Here is a 22,997-nt window from a genome sequence, read left to right on the forward strand (position 1 = left end):
GGAAGCCGAAATCAGCGTAAGCGCGCCTGACATCCCTTCCTCCCCATCGCCTCTCATCGCTTTCAAGCTGGCAAAGTCTGGCGCTGCAAGCCTTCCCCCACACCAAACAAGGACAATGTCATTTTGCGCTTTTTCTCTAAATGACTGCATTGATTAACAAACAAGCCGCTATCTAAAAGTTATTAATTACAAGACCAGCCTGCCAAAAAGTACAGGGTCATTTTTCCTCCTAGTCGCTACATTCCAATTTGCAATACCACTTCAATACAACTCACAACGCTTGTTTCCGCACCCAATGACAAAGGGAGATACCGAGTGAGCAAGACCCTGATGCTTGTGAAAAGCGGCCTCGCAGCCGGCGCCATGGGCGGCGTCGCGTTGGTGGCCGGCACCGCGCAGAACGTCGCGCCGCCCCCCGCGGCGCTGGCGCCCTCCTACCTGGTCAAAACCGCCGACAGCAGCTGCGCCGACCCGGCCTGGAACGCCGCCGCCGTCTACACCGGCGGCCAGCGCGTCAGCTACCAGAACCAGACCTGGCAAGCCAAGTGGTGGACGCAGGGCAATACCCCGGCGGCAGGCGACGCCAGCCCCTGGCAGCTGATCGGCCAATGCGGCGGCGGCACGCCGTCCGATCCGCCGCTGGTGCAGGTGCCGCCGCCGACCGGCAACGCGCTGTGCCGGCCCGAGGCGCTGGCGCAGACCCAGGGGGTGGACGTTCCTTACTGCGCGGTCTACAAGCAGGGCGGCGCGGAGCAGCTGGCCAACGGCAGCCGCCGCCGCATCATCGGCTACTTCACCAGCTGGCGCACCGGCAAGGACGGCAGCCCGGCCTACCTGGCCAGCGACATCCCCTGGAGCAAGCTCACCCACATCAACTACGCCTTCGCCCACGTGGATGGAAGCAACAAGCTGTCGGTCAACGAGACCGCGCCGGGCAACCCGGCCACCGACATGAGCTGGCCGGGCGTGGCCGGCGCAGAGATGGACGCCAGCCTGCCGTACAAGGGCCACTTCAACCTGCTGACCCAGTACAAGCGCAAGTATCCCGGCGTGAAGACGCTGATCTCGGTCGGCGGCTGGGCCGAAACCGGCGGCTACTTCGACGCCAACGGCAAACGCGTGGCCAGCGGCGGCTTCTACAGCATGACCGTCAACGCCGACGGCACCGTCAATCAGGCCGGCATCAACGCCTTCTCCGACTCCGCCGTCGCCTTCCTGCGCAAATACGGCTTCGACGGCGTCGACATCGACTTCGAATACCCGACCTCGATGAACAACGCCGGCAACCCGCTGGACTGGACCTTCTCCAACGCCCGCCTGGGATCCTTGAACAAAGGCTACGTGGCGCTGCTGCAGACGTTGCGCGACCGGCTGGACCGCGCCGCCGCCCAGGACGGCCGCTACTACCAGATCACCGCCGCGGTGCCGGCCTCCGGCTATCTGCTGCGCGGCATGGAAACCTTCCAGGGCCTGAAGTATCTGGACTTCGTCAACGTGATGTCCTACGACCTGCACGGCGCGTGGAACCGCTTCGTCGGCCCCAACGCCGCGCTGTACGACGACGGCAAGGACGCGGAACTGGCGTTCTGGAACGTGTACAGCACGCCGCAGTACGGCAATATCGGCTACCTGAACACCGACTGGGCCTACCACTACTACCGCGGCGGCCTGCCCGCCTCGCGCGTCAACATGGGCGTGCCCTACTACACCCGCGGCTGGAAAAACGTCAGCGGCGGCAGCAATGGCCTGTGGGGCAGCTCGGTGGGCAGCAACTGCCCGGCCGGCCTGACCGAATGCGGCGACGGCGCGGTGGGCATAGACAACATCTGGCACGATCTGGACGACAGCGGCAAGGAGATCCCGGGCGGCTCCAACCCGATGTGGCACGCCAAGAACCTGGAGAAAGGCCTGGCCGGCAGCTACCTCGCCGCCTACGGCATCGACCCGACGCTGCCGATCAACCAGCTCACCGGCAGCTACCAGCGCAACTACAACGGCGCGCTGGCCGCGCCGTGGCTGTGGAACGCCGGCAAGAAGGTGTTCCTGTCCACCGAGGACGAGCAGTCGATCGCGCAGAAGGCCGCCTGGATAGACGCCAACAACGTCGGCGGCGTGATGTTCTGGGAGCTGGCCGGCGACTATGACTGGAAAGCCCAGCGCAACAACGGCCAGGGCGAGTACTTCATCGGCACCACGCTGACCTCGCTGCTGTACAACACCTTCAGCCAGCCGCCCAAGGTCAGCGCCCGCCGCGCCGACGCCGCGCCGGCGCCGACCGCGGCGATAGACGTGGGCTTCAGCCTGGGCGGCTTCAAGCTGGGCGACCAGAACTATCCGATCAACCCCAAGCTGACCATCGTCAACCGCTCGCAGACCACGCTGCCCGGCGGCACCGAGTTCCAGTTCGACGTGCCGACCTCGGCGCCGGCCAATATCGCCGACCAGTCCGGCTTCGGGCTCAAGGTGGTCAGCGCCGGCCACAGCGGCAGCAACGTCGGCGGCCTGAAGGGCGACTTCAACCGCGTGTCGGTGAAGCTGCCCAGCTGGCAGAGCCTGGGCGCCGGACAAAGCGTGACGCTGGACGTGGTGTATTACCTGCCGATCTCGGGCCCCAGCCACTACACGGTGGGCCTGAACGGCAAAACCTACGCTATCCGCGACGAAGCGCCCTACCTGCCTTATCTGCGCTGAGCGCCCGGCCCGCGCCAGCCGCGGGCCCGGATCCATCCCTGCTTCCTCCGCTTGCGGCCGGCTCATCCCGGCCGTCTTTTTTTTCGTCTCCCCATTGCATCACCTCGCTCAGGCGGCTCAAGGCCTCCCGGGGATCGATGCCGAACCGCCTGGGTTGGCGGCCCAGATAGGCCTGTAAAAAACGCGACAAACGATCCTGCTCCATCTTGGACTCCTCATGCTGGATGCCGCATTGTCGCGCTGATAACATGAATAAAAAATTGCTGACTTTTTCCTACAAATTTCCTCTTTATGAGCCATAACCGCCTGTTGCAACAGTACAGCCGCCTGCATCGGGGCTGCTCCGGCCAGGACTGCGAAGCTACGCTGCAGCAGTTGGCCGACCTGCTGTGCTGCACCCGCCGCCACATGCGCAGCCTGCTGTCGCAAATGCAGCGGCTGGGCTGGCTGGAATGGAGCGCCCGCTCCGGGCGCGGCAGCCGCTCCGGCCTGCGTTTCCTGCGCGGCATGGCCGAGCTGCAGCGCCAGCAGGCCGAACAGCTGCTGGAGCAGGGCCGGGTGGAGCAGGCGGTCGAGCTGCTTGGCGACGATCCCAGGCAGTTGGCGCCGCTGCTGCTGTCCCGGCTGGGACACCGCTGGAGCCAGGACCGGCAGGTGCTGGGCGTGCCCTATTACCGGCCGATGCCCAATCTGATGCCCGGCACGCCGCTCAGGCGCTCCGAGCGCCACCTGGTCTCCCAGATATTCAATGGCCTCACGCGGCTAAACGAGGAAAAAGGGGAAGTGGAAGGCGATCTCGCTCATCGCTGGGAGCAGCACTCGGAACGGGAATGGCACTTCCACCTGCGGCCGCGCGTGCGCTGGCACGATGGCCGCGAGCTGAGCCTGGACGACATCGCCTCTACCTTGGAACGCTTGCGGACACAGCCCCTGTTCTCCCATTTGGCCGGTGTCCGCCGCCTGTCGCCGCGCTGCGTCGCCGTGCTGCTGTCCGAACCCGACCCCTGGCTGCCCCGGCTGTTGGCCGACCCGGCGGCGCTGATCCTGCCGGCCGATCGCGACGCGCGCCCCGGCTTCGCTTCCCTTCCTGTCGGCACCGGCCCCTACCGGGTGGCGATCAATGACGCCCATCGGCTGTCGCTGCAGGCTTTCGACGACTATTTCGGCCATCGCGCGTTGCTGGACCAAGTGGACATCTGGATGGTGCCCAAGCTGGGAGACCAGCTGGAGCTGGACGTGCAGGGGGCATGCGACCTGACGGTGGAAATCAACCCGCGGCCGGCGCTGGAGCAGACCGAGATGTCGCTGGAGGCCGGCGTCTATTTCCTGCTGTGCGACAACCGCTCCCCCGCGATGCGGGACGACGCCGTCCGGCAATGGCTGGCCCAGGCTTTGACGCCGCTGGCCATCATGCAGCAGACCGCGCCCGCCGCGCGCCAGTTCTGGGTGGCCGCCGCCGGCCTGTTGCCGCGCTGGCACCACAGCCGGCCCCAGACGCCCCCCCCCGCGCCCAAGCTCCCGTCATTGCGGCTGGCCTACTACGAACAACATCCGGAATACCGGCTGATCGCCGAGGCCATCGCGCAATGCCTGGTCCCGCACGGCATCTGCGTCGAGTGCAGGACCTGCAGCTATCAAGATTGGGAATGTGGCGAAGGAGAGGCCGATCTATGGCTGGGCACGGTCAACTTCAGCTGCGACATAGACTACGCGGTGCCCGCCTGGCTGCTGGGCACGCCCTTGCTGCGGCGCAGCCTGGAGCCGGCGTTGCCGCTGCAGGCATGGCTGCAAGGCTGGCGCCGCGGCGAGGAGCAAGCCTCCGGCTTGTCGGCCCAGGTGGTTCGGCGGCACTGGATGCTGCCGCTGTTCCACAATTGGCTGCGCTTGAAGGGCCCCGGCCAGGTCGAAGACTTTCGCCTCAACAGCATGGGCTGGTTCGACTTCAAGTCTGTCTGGCTGAGGCCGGCGGACATCTAGGACCTGTTGACGCCCATTTGGCGCCGCATGATGCCAGGCTGGGACTTGGGTTGCGCGCGGCCTGCGGCAAAGCGGCGCCCGGCTCCGCAAAGCCCTGCCAAGCCGTCCGCTGCCGCGTTGCCGGATGGGCCCGTGGAGTGCCGCGCGCCTCATCCGCCGCCAGGCATGGAGTCGACCTCGCCAGAACGCGCGCCGGCCAAGTTGGCGTCAGGCCGGCCGCGCTCAGTTGTACGGCAGCTCGTACACGTGCAGCGCCTGCAACGCCAGCGGATTGACCGACTCAACCTTGCCGCTGCGGTAATCGACGATCAAGGGATGCCTGGCAGGGTCGCAGGCGGTCGCGACGCCGCCGGCTCGATCGCCGCCGGATATGTTCACCGACGTCGGCCCCACTCCCGCCGGCTTGCGGTCCTGATTGCTCAGCTCCAGCGCATTGGCGAGGTCGCCGGACAGGAACAGCGGCCGCACGCCGCGAGGATGGTTGCGCACGCACAGGAAGGACTGGAAATAGCGCACCTTGCGATTGTTGATCAGATAGAAATCGTTGTCGTAGATCGCCTCGTTGACCACGTAGGCCATGTCCTGGGTTTCGCCCTCCGCCCCGCCCGCATTGACGATGAACCGGCTGCCGGGAGTCAGGCACCCCAGGCGCTGGTCCAGCCACATGTCGTCCATGCCCGACGCCGAGCACTTGAGCGGCCCCTGGTACGGCCTCATCCCCTCGGCCGCGCGCGCCGGCGTGGCCAGACAAGCCGCCAGCGGCAGCCACAACAGTATTTGCAATATCTTGCGCATTTGCCCATCACCTAAGCAGAAATCGTTGCCCGGCGGCGCAATCCGCTCCATCCCTCAATGGAACACCCGCCGCCGTCCGTACCCCGCAAGGCTTCACCACCTTAGAGTTCCCCTGAGGCGCCCCGCGCCTCATTCCCCACCGCCCCCGCCAGCGCCCCCCCCAGGACGCCTGGCTCGCTGCTCGCGGCCAAAGGAAACAAAAACCCGTTAGCATATTCCTGCCAAAACTTTATGTCACCAAGAATTTTCAAAACCAGCCAACCCGCATGATCCGGCCCGCCATGCCGGCGCATATTATTAAGGTGACACCCATCGCAGACGGCGCCATGCCCGCACACACGCGAATACCGGAGCTTCCGGCGTTTCAGCCCAATAACAGTGGCTGACAAAACTCAGTTTTACGGCTGAGGCAAGGCGCGCCGACGCAGACCGTACAAGCCGTACGGCAAGTCGGCGCCACACAGCATCAGCGGTTTTGTCAGCCGCGCTAAGAAGCGCTTTGTTTGTCCGCAGCAGCCTCCGCTGCGGAAAAACACTGCGCGAGATTCGCCGATGGCGGCTCGCCCGCCGGCCTCTGGACGGCCGCGCGCGCCTGTCTCGACCAGCGGGCGAAGCGCCGCCCGGCCGCCTGGAGCGCCTGGCCGGCTTGGAACATGGCGCGGCAATTGGCGGCCGCGGAAAAGGAATACGGCCCGGAACATCCCGCGCGGCCCGACCTCAGGCGGGGAATCGGCGTCTACCGACGCCACGGCCGCGAATGCGGCCACGCCTGCGGGCCGCTCCGCCCCGCAGCGCACCATGCCACTTAAACGACAGTCTGCCTGGATGGCAACTTCGCCTATAGTGAAATCCGGCATGCGAGTCAGCGCCATTCAGATCCCACCATCCCCGAAAGGGAGAACGACATGTTGTCGAGGCTGTCCATCGCCAGCAAACTGCTGCTGTTGCTATTGCCCTTTTCCCTGGCCCTGGTAGGACTCGCCAGCATCCTGTCGCTGGACCGCCAGCAAACGCTGAATGAGCTGCGGCGCTCGGACCGGCTGATTTCCATCGCCGGCGGCTCCAGCCAACTGATACACGACCTGCAAACCGAACGCGGCCTCAGCAACGGCTTTCTCAGCGGCCAGGCCGCCTCGTTGCCGCCTCCGCTGCAGGCGGCGCGCGCCAACAGCGACAAATCGCTGGCCGCCTTTACCGCCGTCAGCGGCGAACTGGGCGACAGCCGGCTGAGCGAGCGGCTGGGCGCGCTGAACGGCCAGCTGCAGGGGCTGGCTCAGTTGCGCGCCGATGTCGAGAAACGCGGCATCGCGGCGCCGGACGCCTTTTCATCCTACTCCAAGGACATCGACGCGCTGATCGGGCTGATCGCCCGCCTGGCGCAGGCCAACAACGACGGCGACCTGCTGCGCAGCACCATGGCTCTGCTCAACCTGCAGTGCGAAAAGGAATTCGCGGGGCGGGAGCGGGGCTATGTCAACGGCTTGCTGCAGGCCGGCGTGCTCAACCAGCAAAGCCACGCGCAGGCGGCCAGCCTGATCGCCAAGCAGGACGCCTGCGCCAACCAGTTCAAGCTGATCGCCGACGATACCCTGCGCGGCCAGAAGGAAGCGCTGGACGGCGGCGACGAAACCCGCGCGGTGCAAGCCTTGCGCGCCAAGGTGATGAACCAGGCGCTGGGCCAGCCGGTGGGCGTTCCGCCGGCCGAATGGTTCCAGGCCACCACCAGGCGCATCGACGCGCTGAAGGGCGAGCAGGATCAATTGCTGCAACAGATGGCGCAGATGGTGGCGGTCAAGGTGGCGGCGGCCCGCTCCGACCTGATGCTGACGCTCGGCGGTTCGGCGCTGGTCATCCTGCTGCTGGGCAGCCTGGGCTTCGCCATCTACCGCGGCATCCACATGCCGGTGCAGCGCCTGGAAGCGCTGATGACGACGATGAGCCAGGACTTCGATCTGAGGCCGCGCGCGACGATCCGGGGCCACGACGAGATTTCCCGCATGGGCCACGCTTTCGACCATCTGGTGGACGCCTTCGCCCACACGCTGAACGAGGTCAACCGCAACGCCCACACCCTGGTGGACGCCGCCAACAGCATGCTGAACATCGCCGAGCGGGCGGCCAAGGCATCGGAAACGCAAAGCCAGTCGGCGACCGAAATCGCCGCCGCCGTCGAGCAGATGACCGCCGGTATCGAATCGGTCACCAGCAACACCCAGCAATCGCTGACCCTGGCCCAGCAGATGCAGCGCAGCGTCCACGACGGACGCGAGCGCATGGGCGACACCACCTCGGCCATGCATCAGACTTCTTCGGTGCTCGACGACGCGGGCAACCGCATCGAATCGCTGCAGCGGAAATCGGAGGACATCCGCTCCATCATCACCGCCATCCGCGAGATTGCCGATCAAACCAACCTGCTGGCGCTGAATGCCGCGATCGAGGCGGCGCGCGCCGGCGAAATGGGCCGCGGCTTCGCCGTCGTGGCCGACGAGGTGCGCAAGCTGGCCGAACGCACCGGCAAGGAAACGCTGGACATCACGGCGCTGATCGAGGACATCCGCGGCGAGACGCAGACCGCGGCCCACCACATGCAGGAGGCGCAGGAAAGGATGGAGTCCGGCCTGCAGATGGTCAGCCGGACCGTGGACGATCTGGAGCAGATACACAGCGAAGCCGGCCACGCGGCCAGCAAGAGCCAGGATACCGCCACCGCGATGGCCGAGCAGACTTCGGCCAGCAACGAGGTGGCCACCAACATCAGCGTCATCGCCTCGCTGGCCGAGGACAACGCCTCCCTGGTGCAGGAGGTGGCCAAGCTGTCCGACCGGCTGAACGCGTCGGCCGGGGAACTGGTGCGCCTGGTGGACCGCTTCAAGCACCTCGCGGATTGATCCTGCCATGCCCCGCCGTTTGAAACTGGTCCACAGGCTGGTGCTGCTCACCGCGCCGCTTGCCCTGCTGCTGCTCGCCGGCGGCGGCGCCTACACTGTCGACCGGCTTCAAGCCGCGGCCCAATTGCAAAGGGACGTGGCGCTTACCGACAACGTGGCGCTGATCGGGGAGCTGATACACGCGCTGCAAAGCGAGCGCGGCCTGAGCAACGGCTATCTGAACACATCCACGCCGCTGCCGGACGCCTTGCGCCGACGGCGCGCGGAAGCCTCCGCGCTGCTGGACAGGCTGCGCCAGCAGCCTGCCGGCCATCTGACGCCGCGGCTGCGCGCTTTCATCGACAGCGACGTGCCCACCTCGGGCCAGCTCGAACGCCTGCGCGCCGGCATCAGCGCCCGCCGCATGGTGCCGCAGGAGGCCTTCACCGCCTATTCGGCGATGATAGATCAGTTGGCCGGCGTGATCGCTCTGTTCGACGCGCAAAGCGAAGACATCCGCGCCAGCGTCCAGCAATGGTCGGCGCTGCAATGCCAGAGCGAGTACACCGCCCGGACCCGCGGCCTGGTCAACGGCGTGCTGTCGGCGGGCCGGATGACGGTGACCGACGTCCGCCGCGTCAGCGGCGTGGTGTCCCAGGAGAGCCTGTGCCAACAGCTGTACCTCCAGCATGGCGGCAATCCCTCGGCGCTGGCGCTGGCGCTGCACTCCACCCGCGCCTTCGAGGCCATGCGCGACGCGCTGCTGGAGCGCGAGCCCGGCAAACTGGGCCCGCAGCCGTCTCCCGCCATTTGGTTCCAGAGCGCCAGCGCGCGCATCGACGCGCTGTACCAGTTGCAGGGGCAAATGCTGCGCGATATCCGCCAGCGCGCGGCCGAACAGGCCGAACAGGCCCGCCGCCACGGCTGGATGGCGCTGGCCGGACTGCTGGCCCTGCTGCTGCCGATAGGCGCGTCCATCCTGCTGGCCCGCGACATCATCCGCACGCTGGGCGCGGAGCCGGACGACGTCGCGCAGGGCATGCGCGAACTGGCCGACGGCCGGCTGGACTTCACCCTGCCTCTGGCCAAGCGCGACACCAGCAGCCTGGCCGCCCATATCCGCAAGATGGGCGAGAAGCTGTCCACGGTGATCCTGCAGGTGCAAGCCGACGCCGACGCCGTGGCCAACGCTTCGCTGGAATTGAACACCGCCTCGCAAAACCTGTCGACCAGCGCCTGCGGCACTTCGGCCGACATCGAGCAAACCTGTGTCTCGGTCAACGACATCAGCCGGCAAATGTTCCATATGGCGGACCAGGCGAGCCATACCGGCGACATCGCCAGCCAGGCCGCCAGCCAGGCCGACTCCGGCAACCGCGTCGTCGGCGAGGCGATACTGGCGATGCGCCACATCGCCCAGCGCACCGAGATCATCGACGACATCGCCTACCAGACCAATCTGCTGGCGCTCAACGCGGCCATCGAGGCCGCGCGCGCCGGCGAGGTCGGCAAAGGCTTCGCCGTGGTGGCGGACGAGGTGCGCAAGCTGGCGATCCGCAGCCAGAACGCCGCCAGGGAAATCAGCCAGGTCGCCACCCGCAGCGTGCGGCTGGCGGAAAGCGCCGGCGCCAGCCTGGACGCCATCGTCGCTGCCAGCCACCAGACCCGGGAGCTGGTGGACGGCATCTCGCGCGACGCCGCCGCCCAGGCGCGCCAGGTCGGCAACATCACAACGGTGATGCAAGGCCTGAGCCATCTGTCCCAAGACAACGCCGCCACCAGCGAAGAACTGTCGGCCGCCGCCCACGAAACCGCTCAGCGCGCCGACAGCCTGCGCCGGCAGATGGAATATTTCCACCAGCCGCGACCGGATTGAACGCCCGGCCCCGACCCAGCGAAGCGCCAGGACCGCACAGGATGCAACCCACCCGCCCATGGCGCGCCCTCCGATGAAGCCGCTCCCCCATTCCCGCGCCCAGGTTTCCATGGCGCGCGCGATATTGTCCGCCGCGCGGCGCTGGCTAGCGCCCATATGCTTTCTCGCATGCATGGCGGCGGCCTGGGCTGGCGAGCCCATCCTCATCCGCTATCCGGCTTTCTCACCCGAGTCCGAAGCCCGTTTCCAACCTTATCTCGACTTGTTGCGCGAGGCCTTGGAACGCACCAGCCCCAAATATGGTCCGGCAGAACTCCAGCCCTCGCCCCAATCGATGACCGAGACCCGCTACCTGCAGGAACTGCTGCTGGGCAATCTGGACGTGGCCTGGAGCTCCACCAGCGAAGAGCGGGAGCGGCTGATGCGGCCCGTCCGCATCCCCCTGGACAAGGGGCTGCTCGGTTATCGGGTCGCGCTGATACCGGCGGCGCGCCAGTCCGTCATAGCCGGCGTGCGCGATCTGGCCGGACTGCGGCGACTGCGCGTGGGCCAGGGACTGGGGTGGGGCGACGTCCGGCTTTACCGCCACAACGGCATCCAGGTGACCGAGGCCGGCTACGAGCTGTTGTTCGCCATGCTGGACAAGGGGCGCTTCGATCTGTTTCCCCGCGGCATCGGCGAGGTGTTTTCCGAACTGGACAACCGGTCCGCCGCCTATCCCGGCCTGGCAGTGGACAAGTCGCTGCTGATCTACTACCCCTGGCCCTATTATTTCTTCTTCAACCGCGAGCGCGGGGCGGAATTGGCGAAGCGGGTGGAGGAAGGCTTGCGCCTGATGCTGAAAGACGGCTCCTACGATCGGTTTTTCCAGCAGCATTACGGCGCGTCGATACGCCGCGCCGATCTGGACGGCCGCACGCTGATCCGGCTAGACAATCCGATGCTGCCGAAAAAGACGCCGCTGGACGACGCCAGGTTATGGTACCAGCCCGCCTCCCGGGCCAGGTGATCGTCTCTTACCGGGCCGGCCCCGAATATTGCAAGACAATCGAACTGTACGTTCAAATAAAATTCAAAAATAACCAATGCAAGAAAAATTGATCAAACGCCAACAAACAGCAATTTAGTTGTCCAAATGAGCGATTTATGCAAGTTAGGACCATATCCGCAGCATAGCTTGGACTCCGTCGAGGCAAGTGGTGCCAAAGTGGTATCAACTTACAGCGACATTCGGCAAACCGACAGACGGAGTCCAAACATGAAACCGCATTTTTCCATTGTCATGATGCTGGCAGGATTAAGCACCTCGTCATGGGCGCACGGCACCATGGAAGTGCCGATCAACCGCACCTACAGTTGCTCCAAGGAAGGCGCCGAATCCCCCAAGACGCCCGCCTGCCAGGAAGCCAAACGCGTCGGCGGCACACAGGCGATGTACGACTGGAACGGCATCAACCAGAATCCTCCGGGAGACAACCACCAGTCCGTTGTTCCAGATGGCACGCTGTGCGGCGGCGGCCAGGCGAAATTTAAGGGCTTCAACCTGGCGCGAACCGACTGGCCGACCACCAATATCGTCCCGGACGCCAAGGGCAATTTCGAATTCATCTATACCGCGACCATGCCGCACGCCACCAAGTACTTCAAGTTCTACGTCACCCGGAACGGCTGGAATCCGAATCAGCCGCTCAAATGGTCGGATCTTGAACCGTTCGGCACTTACAACGGCAATCCGCCGCTCGACGACAAGCAGCGCTACCACATGACCATGAAGCTGCCGACCGGCAAGACCGGCCGCCACATCATCTACAACGTGTGGAAGCGTTCGGACAGCGAAGAGGCTTTCTATTCGTGCTCCGACGTCAACTTCACCAACGACGGCAAGCCGGAGCCGCCGCCGATCTCCAATCCGTGGAAGGAAGCAGGCAGCGTGACCGCCCACGAGAACCTGCCGGACAAGAGCTCGGTGACGCTGCGCATCTTCGACAGCCATGGCCGCGACGTGGAAAGCCACAAGGTGGACCTGAGCGCCTCCAGCGGCCAGGCAGCCAATTGGCCCTACGAACTGGGCGTCAAGGTCAATGCCGCCTCCCAGATCGGCCGCATCGGCGTGATCAGCAGTAAACAACGCGCCGTCACGATCAACCCGGTCCGCAGCGCCACCGCCAACCGCGTGTGGCTGAATGAGCGCTATAGCGGCTACCGGTACCAGATCGACATCAAGAAGGGCGACGGCGGGGTGAATCCGCCGGTGCCGGGCGACGAGTGGCGCGAGGGCGTGGCCTACACCGTGGGTCAGATCGTCAGCTACCAGGGCCGCCGCTATCGCTGCCTGCAGGGCCACACCGCCTGGACCGGCGCCGGCTGGACGCCTTCCACCCAGCCCGCGCTGTGGACCCCGGCCTAAACCGCTAACCCCATAGAAACGCGTCTGGAGGCGGCTCGCCGCCTCCCGCCGCCCCTCGCTTCGAGAAATCCATGAAACGCTATCCTTTCCTGGCGATGCTGCTGCATTGGCTGAGCGCTGCCGCGATACTGTGGGCGCTGTGCAGCGGATTCGCGCTGGCCTCCGGCATCCTGCCGCCGATCTGGGCCAAGGCCATCCCGCCGCTCAACATCGCGCTGACCACGCTGCTGCTTCCTTTCTGGCTGCTGCGCCTCTTCTACCGCCTCACTTTCCGCATGCCCCCGCCCGCAGACATGGCCCCGCGCGACTGGGCGATGGCCAGGCGCGGACATCTGGCGCTCTACGCGCTGGGATCGCTGTCGCTGCTCAGCGGCATCTTGATGATGGAGCGCCCGATGAGCGTATTCGGTTGGTTCACGCTGGCCGCGCCGCTGCCGCCCGGCCTGCTGACCAGCGGCTTCGCATTGGCGCATTTCGTCAGCAACGTGCTGCTTGCCCTGGCCGTCGCCGCCCACATCTCAGCGGTCGCCGTCCACCACCGCCGGGGCCTTCCCATCCTTAGGCGCATGAGCTCCGGCCGTTCCGAGCGATGATCTTCCTTCTCCGCCGCCAGGCGGAGAAGGAAGATCATTTCCTATCAGACACTTAGCGCGCCACCTTGAAATCCGGGCGCCGCCGCCGCCGCGCCCGTCGCTTTTGCTGCGCCGCAAAACCTTGCCAAGCCTGCCGAAAACCGATAAATTCGACCGCTCTAGCGAAGCGCGCGGGTGTAGCTCAATGGTAGAGCAGAAGCTTCCCAAGCTTACGACGAGGGTTCGATTCCCTTCACCCGCTCCACAGGCTTCTCGCATCCCCCAGACAACTCCATGCATGGCCTCTCCGAGCGATCCCGATGAAATTGAACTCCGGCCGGCTGTGGCTAAGAATCGCGACCTACGGCACCTTGGCCGTGGTCCTGCTGCTGGTATTGATCCGCGCGCTGATCTACTGGCAATTCGACGAAGCTGCCGTGCGCAGCAGCCTGACCCACGCCCTGCAAGACACCGGGCGCAGCGTCCGCATCGACGGCCGCATCACGCCCCAGGTTTTCCCCTCCCCCGGCATTGAGATAGAAAAACTCAGCATCAGCGACCCCGGCAAGCCCGACGCCTTCGCCCGCGTCGAGATGCTGCGCGTGTCGCTGGCCTGGATGCCGCTGCTGTTCGGCAACCGCGAAGTCAAAGCGCTGGACCTGTACGGCCCCAGCGCCGGCGTCAGCCGCGGCCTGGACGGCCAGCTGAACATCGCCGACCTGTTCCAGCGCCGCCACCAGGACAGCTACACCCTCAAGCTGGACCGGCTGACCGTGCGCGAAGGCACGCTGCTGCTGTCCGACCAGCTGACCCACACCGACAAGCGCCTGGCCAGCATCAGCCTGGACGCCGACAATCTGCGCGGCACCGCCGACGTCAGCTTCGGCGCCATCCTCGACGACGACAGGCGGCCGGTGCGGCTGGCGCTGACCACCCCGCTCACGATACAGGACGACCAGGTCAGCCTGCCCGAGCTGGAGGCGGTGGCGATCAGCAACATCCAGGGCCTGGGCGAGACCAAGCTGACCATCGCCGGCCAGTACAAGCTCAACTTCGCTTCGCTGCAGGCCACCGGCAGCGAGGTGACCGTCAGCTTCACCAGCGAGCGCCCCAGCAGCGAGGTCAAACTGACCCTGCCGCAGATCAACGCCAGCCTGCGCGAGCTGACCATGCCGTCCGGCAGCCTCAGCGCCAAGCTCAGCTACGCGCGCAGCCAGTACCAGCTGCAGGCGGCGCTGGACAATCTGAAGCTGAGCGAGGGCGGCCTCTACGCCGACAAGCTGGACGGCGAGTTCAACTGGCTGGCCGGCTCCAGCAAGGTCAACGTCAAGCTGAACGCGCCGCTGTCGCTGGCCGGCATGAACCAGCTGCTGATGCAGCCGCTGAAGCTGACCAGCACCATCACCACGCCGGCGCTGCCGCGCGGCCGCCTGGTGGCCAGCATGGAGGGCGCGCTGGACGGCGACATCGACGAGCCGCGCTTCAACCTGCGCGTCGCCGGCAAGCTGGACGGCTCAGAGGTGTCCGCCACGCTGAGCCAGTATGGCCTGATCAAGCCGCGCCACGAGGCCACGCTCAACATCGGCAAGCTGGACCTGAACCGCTACCTGCCGGAAACCCAGGGCGATCCGGTGGCCATCTTCCAGAACACCAACGAGATTCCGCTGGACTGGCTGGACTTCTTCGACCTGAACGGCAAGGTGGCGATAGGCGAACTGGCGATGGGCCGCTTCCGCATCAACCACATCACCAGCAACGTGCGCATCAACCCGCGCGCCTTCGAGCTGGACCAGATGTCCGCCGACATCTACGACGGCCGCCTGCAGGGCGACGCCTCCCTGAGCCGGCGCGACGTGCCGCACCTGCAGGTCAAGCAGACGCTGCAGGGCATGAAGATACGCCCGCTGCTGGTGGACCTGTTCAACTTCAACCGCCTGGACGGCAAGGGCAACGGCAGGATAGACATCAACGCCGACGGCAAGTCCTTCGCCGAGCTGCGCAGCACGCTCAGCGGCGACGCCTCCTTCAGCCTGAACAACGGCGCGCTGACCGGCATAGACCTGGTCGCCGCGCTGAAGAACCTGCCGGCGGAATTGAAGGAATGGAACGGCGCTGCGCAGAACGACCAGAAAACCACCTTCTCCACGCTGTCCACCAGCTTCAAGCTGGACAGCGGCGTGGCGCGCAGCCAGGACCTGAAGCTGGCCTCGCAGCTGGTCAACGTCAACGGCGGCGGCAAGATGGACCTGAAGCAGAACATCGTCGACTACACGATGGACGTGCAGGCCAACCCTCAGGAATTCGCCCGGCTGAAAGGCGTCAACGTGCCGCTCAAGATCACCGGGCCGATCAACTCGCCGGTGTACGCGCTGGACTTCAACGCGCTGGTCAAGGGCAAGAAGACCGAAGGCGAAAAGCAACAGGCGCTGAAGCAGCAGCTTCAGAAGCAGATCACCACGATACTGCCCTGAGCCGACGGCCCCAAACGAAAAGCCCCGGGAAACCGGGGCTTTTTCATTGGGCGCGGGGCTCAATCTCCCTGCAGGATTCTCGACTCAGCCAGCGCCAGCTGCTCCGGCGTGCCGAGCAGCACCATCACGTCGTCCGGCGCCACCTCGAAGCTGTCGTCGAAATCGGTGCGGCGCACGCGGTTGCGGCGGATCGCCTTCAGCTCCACGCCCAGCGCGTCCAGGCCCAGCGCGCCCAGCGGCTGGCCGATCGCCGCCGCGCCGCCGCATACCTGCACGCTCAGCAGCCGGGGCACCAGCGACTCCTCCAGGCTTTCCGTCTCGTCGCTGCTGCCGCGGAAGAAGCCGCGGAACAGATCGTAGCGTTCCTCGCGCACCGCGCGGATGCGCCGCAGCACCCGGCTGGGCGGCACGCCCGCCTCCAGCAGCGCCTGCGAGGCCAGCATCAGGCTGCCTTCCATCACCTCGGCCACCACCTCGTCGGCGCCGGCCTGGCGCAGCACGTCCAGCTCGCTTTCATCTATGGTGCGCACGATCACCGGCAGATCCGGCCGCACCTCGCGCACCGTGTGCAAAATGCGCAAGGCGGCATGGGTGTCGGCGAAGGTCACCACCACCACCTTGGCGCGCATCAGGCCGGCGGCGAGCAGCACCTCCTTCTTGCCGGCGTCGCCGAACACCACCGGGTCGCCGGCCTCGCCCGCCTCCCTCACCCGCTCCGGATCCATGTCCAGCGCGAACATATTGATCTTCTCGGTCTCCAGCAAACGGGCCAGCGCCTGGCCGCTGCGGCCGTAGCCGCAAATCAGCACATGCTCGTCCTTGCTCATGCCGGCCACCAGCATCTGGTGCAGGTCCAGCGATTGCAGCATCCAGTCCTGCTTGATCAGCCTGCGGGTGATGCGCTCGCCGTGCATGATCAGGAAAGGCGCCGCCAGCATGGAGATCAGTATCGCGGCGATGGCGGCCTGGGCCATCGGCGCGGCCACCAGCTTCAAGTTCAGCGCCAGCGACAGCAGCACGAAGCCGAACTCGCCGCCCTGGGCCAGAGCCAGCGCCGAGCGCATCGCGTCGTTGGAACGATGGCCGAACAAACGGCCCAGACCGAACACCACCGCCAGCTTCAAAGGCAGCAGCAGCGCCAGCAACAGCAAAACCTCGCCGAAGCGGCCGAACAGCACCGACAATTCCAGCTTCATGCCCACGGTGATGAAGAAGAAACCCAGCAGGATGTCGCGGAAAGGCTTGATGTCCTCCTCCACCTGGTAGCGGTACTCGGTTTCCGAGATCAGCATGCCGGCGACGAAGGCCCCCAGCGCCAGGCTGAGGCCGGAGAGCTCGGTCATCCAGGCGATGCCCAGCGTCACCAGCAGCACGTTGATCATGAACAATTCGCCGGAACGCTGGCGCGCCACCAGGTGGAACCAGGGCCGCACCAGACGCTGGCCGAAGAACAGCAGCAAGGCCAGCACCACCAGCACCTTGCCGCCCGCCTTGGCCAGATCCAGCCACAGCGTGTCGCTGCCGCCGGCGAAGGCCGGCAGCATGATCAGCAGCGGCACCACGGCGATGTCCTGGAACAGCAGCACGCCGATCGCCAGCTGGCCGTGCGGCTGGTTCAATTCCAGCCGTTCCGCCAGCAGTTTGCTGACGATGGCGGTGGACGACATCGCCAATGCCCCGCCGATGGCGAAACCAGTCAGCGGGCTGCCTGTCAGATAGGCGATGGCCATCGCCACCAGCAGCATGGTCAGCGCCACCTGGGCGAAACCGACGCCGAACACCAGCTGGCGCATCGCCCTCAGCCTGGGCAGCGAAAACTCCAGGCCTATGGTGAACATCATGAACACGATGCCGATCTCGCCGAGGAAGGCAGTCTCCTTGCCCTGCGGAATCAGGTTCATCACCCCCGGCCCCGTCAGGAAGCCCACCACCAGGTAGCCGAGCATGGCCGGCACCTTCAGGCTGCGGCACAGGGTGACCACCAGCACGGCGGCCAGCAGGACGAGGACGATGGGGGCCATGGAATGCATCGGCGGACGGGGCTCCTGGGTAAGAATTGGCAACGGAAAACACGACCGCCAAGCAAAACTTGCACCAGCACCCGCGTCAATCGATTATAACCTTTGATATACTTTTGCCTTATGGAAAAAACTCACATCAGCCGCCTGGAGACGGCGCGCGAAGTGCTGCTCACCGAAGCGGCCGCGCTGAGCACCCTGGCCGAACGCCTGAACGGCGAGTTTCTGGACGCGGTGGAAGCGATTCTGGCCTGCCAGGGCCGCGTGATTGTCACCGGCATGGGCAAGTCCGGCCACGTCGGCCGCAAGATCGCCGCCACGCTGGCCAGCACCGGCACCCCGGCCTTCTTCGTGCATCCGGCCGAAGCCGCCCACGGCGACCTGGGCATGATCACCGGCGACGATGTGGTGATCGCGCTGTCCAACTCCGGCGAGTCGGCCGAAGTGGTGTCGCTGCTGCCGGCGCTGAAGCTGAAAGGCAGCAAGCTGATCGCGGTGACCGGCCGGTCCGAATCGACGCTGGCGCAGGCCGCCGACGTCCTGCTGCACACGCATGTCGAGCGCGAGGCCTGCCCGCTGAACCTGGCGCCGACCACCAGCACCACCGCGCAGATCGCGCTGGGCGACGCGCTGGCGGTGACGCTGATGGAGGCGCGCGGCTTCGGGCAGAGCGATTTCGCGCTGTCCCACCCGGGCGGCAGCCTGGGCCGGCGCCTGCTGGTGCACGTGAAGGACCTCATGCACGGCGGCGACGCCCTGCCCCGCGTGGCGCCGGGCACGCCGCTGAAGGACGCGCTGCTGGAAATGTCCCAGAAACGTCTGGGCATGGTCACCGTCGGCGATGCCGACGGCACGCTGCACGGCATCTACACCGACGGCGACTTGCGCCGCACGCTGGAAAAGGGCGTGGACGTCTACCGCTTGAAAGTGGACGAGGTAATGGGCCGCAAGCCGCGCACGATACAACCGGACAAGCTGGCGGCCGAGGCCGGCTTCCTGATGAAACAGCACCAGATCACCAGCCTGGTGGTCGTCGACGCCCAGGGCAAGCTGGCCGGCGTGCTCCACATGCACGACCTGCTGCACGCCGGCGTGTTTTAACACCAGCCGGCCGGTCGCATCGACCGGCGGCGGCAAGGATCAAGCAATGCGTATGATTTCCGAGCAGGCCCGCAAGGTGAAACTGCTGATCATGGATGTGGACGGCGTTCTCACCGACGGCCGCATCTACTACAACGCCCAGGGCGAGGAGAGCAAGTCCTTCTACGTGCAGGACGGCCTCGGCCTGCGCCTGCTGCAGGGCGCAGGCGTGCAGCTGGCCATCATCTCCGGCCGCGCCGACCGCTGCGTCGAGCATCGCGCCCGCGCGCTGAACATCGACCATTACTACGGCGGCGTCCACGACAAGCAAGTCGCGCTGGCCGATCTGCTGGACAAGACCGGCCTGTCCGCCGACGAGTGCGCCTTCATCGGCGACGACCTGATCGACCTTCCCATCCTGACCCGGGTCGGCCTGGCCGTGGCCGTGCCCGAGGCTCCGCCGCAGGTGCGCCAGCATTGCCATTACGTGACCGGCAACCCCGGCGGCCACGGCGCGGTGCGCGAGCTCGCCGAGCTGATCATGCAGGCCCAGGGCAGTTTCGAAGGCGTGCTCGCACGGTATCTGGCATGATCAAGCTGCTGCGCTCACACCGCCTGTTCCCGGTGCTGCTGATCGGCCTGACCGCGCTGCTGACGGTATGGCTGGACCAGATCTCGCGCTGGGACAGCCACCGCCGCGAGCTGGACCCGGACAAGCCCGAATACGTGGCGGAAAACCTGGTGGCAACCCGCTACGACAAGCAGGGCATGCTGATGGACAAGCTGATCGCCACCCGGATGTGGCAATACCCAGGCAAGCCCGACGCCTATTTCGAGAACCCCGACCTGTACCAGTACCAGCAGGGCGCGCTGCAATACCACGTGACCGGCGAGACCGGACGCTACAACAACAAAAGCCAGCAGGCCTACTTCGACAAGAAAGTCGTTTTGATCAAACCCGCAGACAGCAAGCAACCGGAAACCCGGCTGGTCAGCAGCGCGATGTTCGTCGACACCGGCAAGCGCTTCGCCAGCTCCAAGGCGCCATCGGTGATCTATCAGGGCAATTCGGTGGCCAACTCCATCGGCTTCAGCTACCAGGAGTCGCTGGGCCTGCTCAATCTGTACTCCAAAACCAAGATCGTCTATGTCAAATAACTCCCGCATCCTGCTGGCCGGCCTGCTGCTGTCCGCCGCCGCGCTGGCCCACGCCGAACAGGCGGATAAAACCAAGCCCATCGAAATCACCAGCGACAACGGCTGCACCATGGAGCAGACCAAGGGCATCTCCACCTGCACCGGCAACGTGGTGGTGGTGCAGGGCACGCTGCGCCTGAACGCCGACAAGGTAGTCGCCACGCAGGACCAGCAGGGCAACCAGACGCTGCAGGCCACCGGCCGCATCGTCACCTTCCGCCAGAAGCTGGACAACAACAGCGGCTGGATCGAAGGCCAATCCAGCAAGCTCGACTACGACAGCGCCAAGCACTTCGCGGTGCTGACCGGCAACGCCCGCGTCAAGCGCAACGGCGACCTCGTGATCGGCAACGTGATCACCTACGACACCCAGAGCGAGGTCTACCAGGTGATGGGCGGCGGCGCCAGCGCCGGCAAGGGCGGCGGACGCACCACGGTGATCCTGCAGCCCAAGACCTCCGCGTCGCAGCCGGCGGCCGCCAAGCCCGCCGCCGGAGCCGCCAAGCCATGAAGCACAGCACCCTCACTGTCTCCAAGCTGAAAAAGCGCTTCAAGAAGCGCACCGTGGTCAAGGACGTGTCGCTGAGCATAGACAGCGGCGAAGTGGTCGGCCTGCTCGGCCCCAACGGCGCCGGCAAGACCACCAGCTTCTACATGATTGTCGGCCTGATCGGCGCCGACGACGGCGACATCCGGCTGGACGACGCGTCCATCACCCGCTACCCGATCCACCAGCGCGCCCAGCTGGGCCTGGGCTACCTGCCCCAGGAAGCGTCCATCTTCCGCCGCATGACGGTGGAGGAAAACATCGCCGCCATCCTGGAGATCGCCGGCCTCAAGGGCAAGGAGCTGGAAAAAGAGCTGGACCTGCTGCTGGACGACCTGAACATCGGCCACCTGCGCGACAGCAACGCGCTGTCGCTGTCCGGCGGCGAGCGGCGCCGGGTGGAGATCGCCCGCGTGCTGGCCACCCGCCCCCGCTTCATCCTGCTGGACGAACCGTTCGCCGGCGTGGACCCGATCGCGGTGATCGACATCCAGAAGATCATCTCCTTCCTGAAGGAGCGCGGCATCGGCGTGCTGATCACCGACCACAACGTGCGCGAAACGCTGCGCATCTGCGACCGCGCCTACATCATCAGCGACGGCTCGGTGCTGGCCTCCGGCCAGCCGGAAGAACTGGTCAACAACGAGAAAGTGCGCGAGGTCTACCTCGGCGAGCACTTCCACCTGTAAGCGATGAAACAGGCCCTTCAGCTCAAGGTATCCCAGCAACTGACGCTGACGCCGCAGCTGCAGCAGTCGATCAAGCTGCTGCAGCTGTCCACGCTGGATCTGCAGGCGGAAGTGGAACGCTTCCTGCTCGACAATCCGCTGCTGGAGCGCGGCGACGAGCCCCGCGACGGCGAGGCCCCGGGCGACGGCCCCGAACAGCAGGACAGCCCGGTCGAAGCGCAGGAAGCCGATAGCCGCGACGACGGCGCCGGCGAGCTGCTGGACTGGGGCGCGGGCGCACGCAAGGGGGACGACGACGACTTCGACCCCATGCTCAACGTGCCCTGCCCCATCAGCCTGCGCGAGCACCTGCTGACCCAGCTGGGCGAGCTCGCCCTCACCGACCGCGACCGCGCGGTGGTCAGCCTGCTGATCGAGGAGCTGGACGACGACGGCTACCTGCCGCTGGGACTGGACGAACTGGCCGGCAACCTGCCGCTGGAACTGGAGCTGGACAGCGACGAGCTGGCGGTGGGCCTCGCGCTGCTGCAGCAGTTCGACCCGGCCGGCGTCGGCGCCCGCTCGCTGGCCGAATCGCTGACGCTGCAGCTGCGGCGCCTGCCGGGAGACGAGCCCGGGCACGCGCTGGCGCTGGCCATCGTCCGCGAGCATCTGGCATTGCTGGGCGGACGCGACTACGCCAGGCTGAAAAAGCTGCTGCGCTGCGACGACGCCGCGCTGCGCGACGCGCAGGCGCTGATCGCCAGGCTCAACCCCCATCCCGCCACCGGCTTCGGCCACGGCGACGTCCACTACGTGATCCCCGACATCAGCGTACGCAAGCTGCGCGGCCGCTGGACCGCCGAGCTCAACCGCGCCGCGATGCCCCGCCTGCGGGTCAACCGGCTGTACGAACGGATGCTGGCCGACCACCGCGCCGGCGGCGAAATGTCGGGCCGTCTGCAGGAGGCGCGCTGGCTGGTCAAGAACATCCAGCAGCGATTTGACACCATACTCAAAGTGGCGGAAGCTATTGTCGAGCGTCAACAGTTGTTCTTTGAGCACGGCGAAGTGGCGATGCGCCCGCTGATTCTGCGGGACATCGCGGAAGAGCTGGGCCTGCACGAATCCACCGTTTCCCGATCCACCAGCCAGAAATACCTGCTCTGTTCGCGGGGTTTGTTCGAGCTCAAGTATTTCTTCGGCAGTTCGCTGGAAACTGAAAGCGGCGGCGAGTGCTCCGCCACCGCGATCAAGGCCCATATCCGCGGCATGATAGACGCCGAGGACCGCGCCAAGCCGCTGTCCGACAGCGCCATCGCCGACGCGCTGGCCAAACAGGGAATTCAGGTTGCCAGACGCACCGTAGCCAAGTATCGTGAAGCCATGCAGATTCCGGCGGTGAATCTGCGCAAGGCGCTGTAGGGCGCCTCAAGAATACAATGCCGCCCGACAACCCGACCGGGCGGTCAACACCAGAAGGAGCTAGGGTATGAACCTCAAAGTAACTGGCCTGCACCTGGAAGTCACCCCGTCGCTGCGCGAATACATCGAGAACAAGCTGGAGCGCATTACCCGCCATGTCGACCATGTGATCGACATCTCCGTCACCCTGTCGGTGGACAAGCTGGTCCAGAAGGCCGAAGTCAATGTGCACCTGTCCGGCAAGGACATCCACATCGAGGCTTCCGAGGCCGATCTCTACGCCGCCATCGATATCCTGATGGACAAGCTGGACCGCCAGGTCCTGAAATACAAGGAAAAGCTGACCGAGCACCGCGCGCTGGGCTCGGGCGAGGCCTCGCAGACCCAGGCTTCGCTGTAAGGC

At 65.8% G+C, this 22,997-nt stretch carries 17 protein-coding genes and 1 tRNA gene; 16 read left to right on the top strand and 2 right to left on the bottom strand.

Features of this window, described 5'->3' with window-relative positions:
* The first annotated feature begins 315 nt into the window (after positions 1 to 315).
* Positions 316 to 2,691: a chitinase C-terminal domain-containing protein gene (locus tag CV_RS16350; protein ID WP_011136863.1), complete on the top strand. Its 2,376-nt coding sequence runs from the start codon at positions 316 to 318 to the stop codon at positions 2,689 to 2,691.
* A gap of 291 nt (positions 2,692 to 2,982) precedes the next feature.
* Complete coding sequence (sgrR, locus tag CV_RS16355) at positions 2,983 to 4,668, top strand: HTH-type transcriptional regulator SgrR (RefSeq protein WP_011136864.1); 1,686 nt, start codon at positions 2,983 to 2,985, stop codon at positions 4,666 to 4,668.
* Positions 4,669 to 4,890: 222 nt separating this feature from the next.
* Here sgrR and CV_RS16360 read toward each other — a convergent pair whose 3' ends face one another.
* A complete protein-coding gene (locus tag CV_RS16360; RefSeq protein ID WP_043596534.1) occupies positions 4,891 to 5,463 on the bottom strand; it encodes a hypothetical protein in 573 nt (190 codons plus the stop codon).
* Between the two features lie 905 nt (positions 5,464 to 6,368).
* Here CV_RS16360 and CV_RS16365 point away from each other — a divergent pair.
* The 7 genes from CV_RS16365 to CV_RS16395 all read left to right on the top strand — a co-directional run bounded on the left by CV_RS16365 (position 6,369) and on the right by CV_RS16395 (position 15,659).
* A complete protein-coding gene (locus CV_RS16365) occupies positions 6,369 to 8,354 on the top strand; it encodes a methyl-accepting chemotaxis protein (protein WP_011136867.1) in 1,986 nt (661 codons plus the stop codon).
* Between the two features lie 7 nt (positions 8,355 to 8,361).
* Positions 8,362 to 10,209: a methyl-accepting chemotaxis protein gene (locus CV_RS22315; RefSeq protein ID WP_052278865.1), complete on the top strand. Its 1,848-nt coding sequence runs from the start codon at positions 8,362 to 8,364 to the stop codon at positions 10,207 to 10,209.
* Between the two features lie 73 nt (positions 10,210 to 10,282).
* A complete protein-coding gene (locus tag CV_RS16375; protein WP_218567040.1) occupies positions 10,283 to 11,218 on the top strand; it encodes a substrate-binding periplasmic protein in 936 nt (311 codons plus the stop codon).
* 249 nt (positions 11,219 to 11,467) lie between these two features.
* Positions 11,468 to 12,616 carry a lytic polysaccharide monooxygenase gene (locus tag CV_RS16380; RefSeq protein ID WP_011136870.1) on the top strand — a complete coding sequence of 383 codons (1,149 nt, stop codon included), beginning with the start codon at positions 11,468 to 11,470 and terminating at the stop codon, positions 12,614 to 12,616.
* A gap of 71 nt (positions 12,617 to 12,687) precedes the next feature.
* A complete protein-coding gene (locus CV_RS16385; protein ID WP_011136871.1) occupies positions 12,688 to 13,209 on the top strand; it encodes a cytochrome b in 522 nt (173 codons plus the stop codon).
* A 170-nt stretch (positions 13,210 to 13,379) separates the two neighbouring features.
* Positions 13,380 to 13,453: transfer RNA gene (locus tag CV_RS16390), tRNA-Gly, on the top strand.
* 55 nt (positions 13,454 to 13,508) lie between these two features.
* Entirely contained in the window at positions 13,509 to 15,659 is a 2,151-nt protein-coding gene (locus CV_RS16395; RefSeq protein ID WP_011136872.1) for an AsmA family protein, read from the top strand.
* Between the two features lie 59 nt (positions 15,660 to 15,718).
* Here the strand turns inward: CV_RS16395 and CV_RS16400 are convergent, their stop codons facing one another.
* Positions 15,719 to 17,689, bottom strand: a complete 1,971-nt coding sequence (locus CV_RS16400) for a cation:proton antiporter (protein WP_011136873.1) — start codon at positions 17,687 to 17,689, stop codon at positions 15,719 to 15,721.
* Between the two features lie 111 nt (positions 17,690 to 17,800).
* On the opposite strand from CV_RS16400, the gene CV_RS16405 reads away from it, so the two are divergent.
* The 7 genes from CV_RS16405 to hpf all read left to right on the top strand — a co-directional run bounded on the left by CV_RS16405 (position 17,801) and on the right by hpf (position 22,994).
* A complete protein-coding gene (locus CV_RS16405; protein ID WP_043596538.1) occupies positions 17,801 to 18,778 on the top strand; it encodes a KpsF/GutQ family sugar-phosphate isomerase in 978 nt (325 codons plus the stop codon).
* Positions 18,779 to 18,824: 46 nt separating this feature from the next.
* Positions 18,825 to 19,349, top strand: a complete 525-nt coding sequence (locus CV_RS16410) for a KdsC family phosphatase (protein ID WP_011136875.1) — start codon at positions 18,825 to 18,827, stop codon at positions 19,347 to 19,349.
* Positions 19,346 to 19,915 carry an LPS export ABC transporter periplasmic protein LptC gene (gene lptC / locus CV_RS16415; RefSeq protein ID WP_011136876.1) on the top strand — a complete coding sequence of 190 codons (570 nt, stop codon included), beginning with the start codon at positions 19,346 to 19,348 and terminating at the stop codon, positions 19,913 to 19,915. Before CV_RS16410 ends, lptC begins: the two co-directional genes overlap by 4 nt.
* Positions 19,905 to 20,465, top strand: a complete 561-nt coding sequence (gene lptA / locus CV_RS16420; protein WP_011136877.1) for a lipopolysaccharide transport periplasmic protein LptA — start codon at positions 19,905 to 19,907, stop codon at positions 20,463 to 20,465. The genes lptC and lptA overlap by 11 nt, the downstream gene beginning before the upstream one ends.
* Positions 20,462 to 21,190 carry an LPS export ABC transporter ATP-binding protein gene (gene lptB, locus CV_RS16425; RefSeq protein WP_011136878.1) on the top strand — a complete coding sequence of 243 codons (729 nt, stop codon included), beginning with the start codon at positions 20,462 to 20,464 and terminating at the stop codon, positions 21,188 to 21,190. The genes lptA and lptB overlap by 4 nt, the downstream gene beginning before the upstream one ends.
* A 3-nt stretch (positions 21,191 to 21,193) precedes the next feature.
* Positions 21,194 to 22,594 (top strand): RNA polymerase factor sigma-54, encoded by a 1,401-nt coding sequence (locus CV_RS16430; protein WP_011136879.1) that lies wholly within the window; start codon positions 21,194 to 21,196, stop codon positions 22,592 to 22,594.
* Between the two features lie 67 nt (positions 22,595 to 22,661).
* Positions 22,662 to 22,994, top strand: a complete 333-nt coding sequence (gene hpf / locus CV_RS16435) for a ribosome hibernation-promoting factor, HPF/YfiA family (protein WP_011136880.1) — start codon at positions 22,662 to 22,664, stop codon at positions 22,992 to 22,994.
* Positions 22,995 to 22,997 lie beyond the last annotated feature (3 nt).

It is taken from the genome of Chromobacterium violaceum ATCC 12472, assembly GCF_000007705.1.
Lineage (GTDB): Bacteria > Pseudomonadota > Gammaproteobacteria > Burkholderiales > Chromobacteriaceae > Chromobacterium > Chromobacterium violaceum.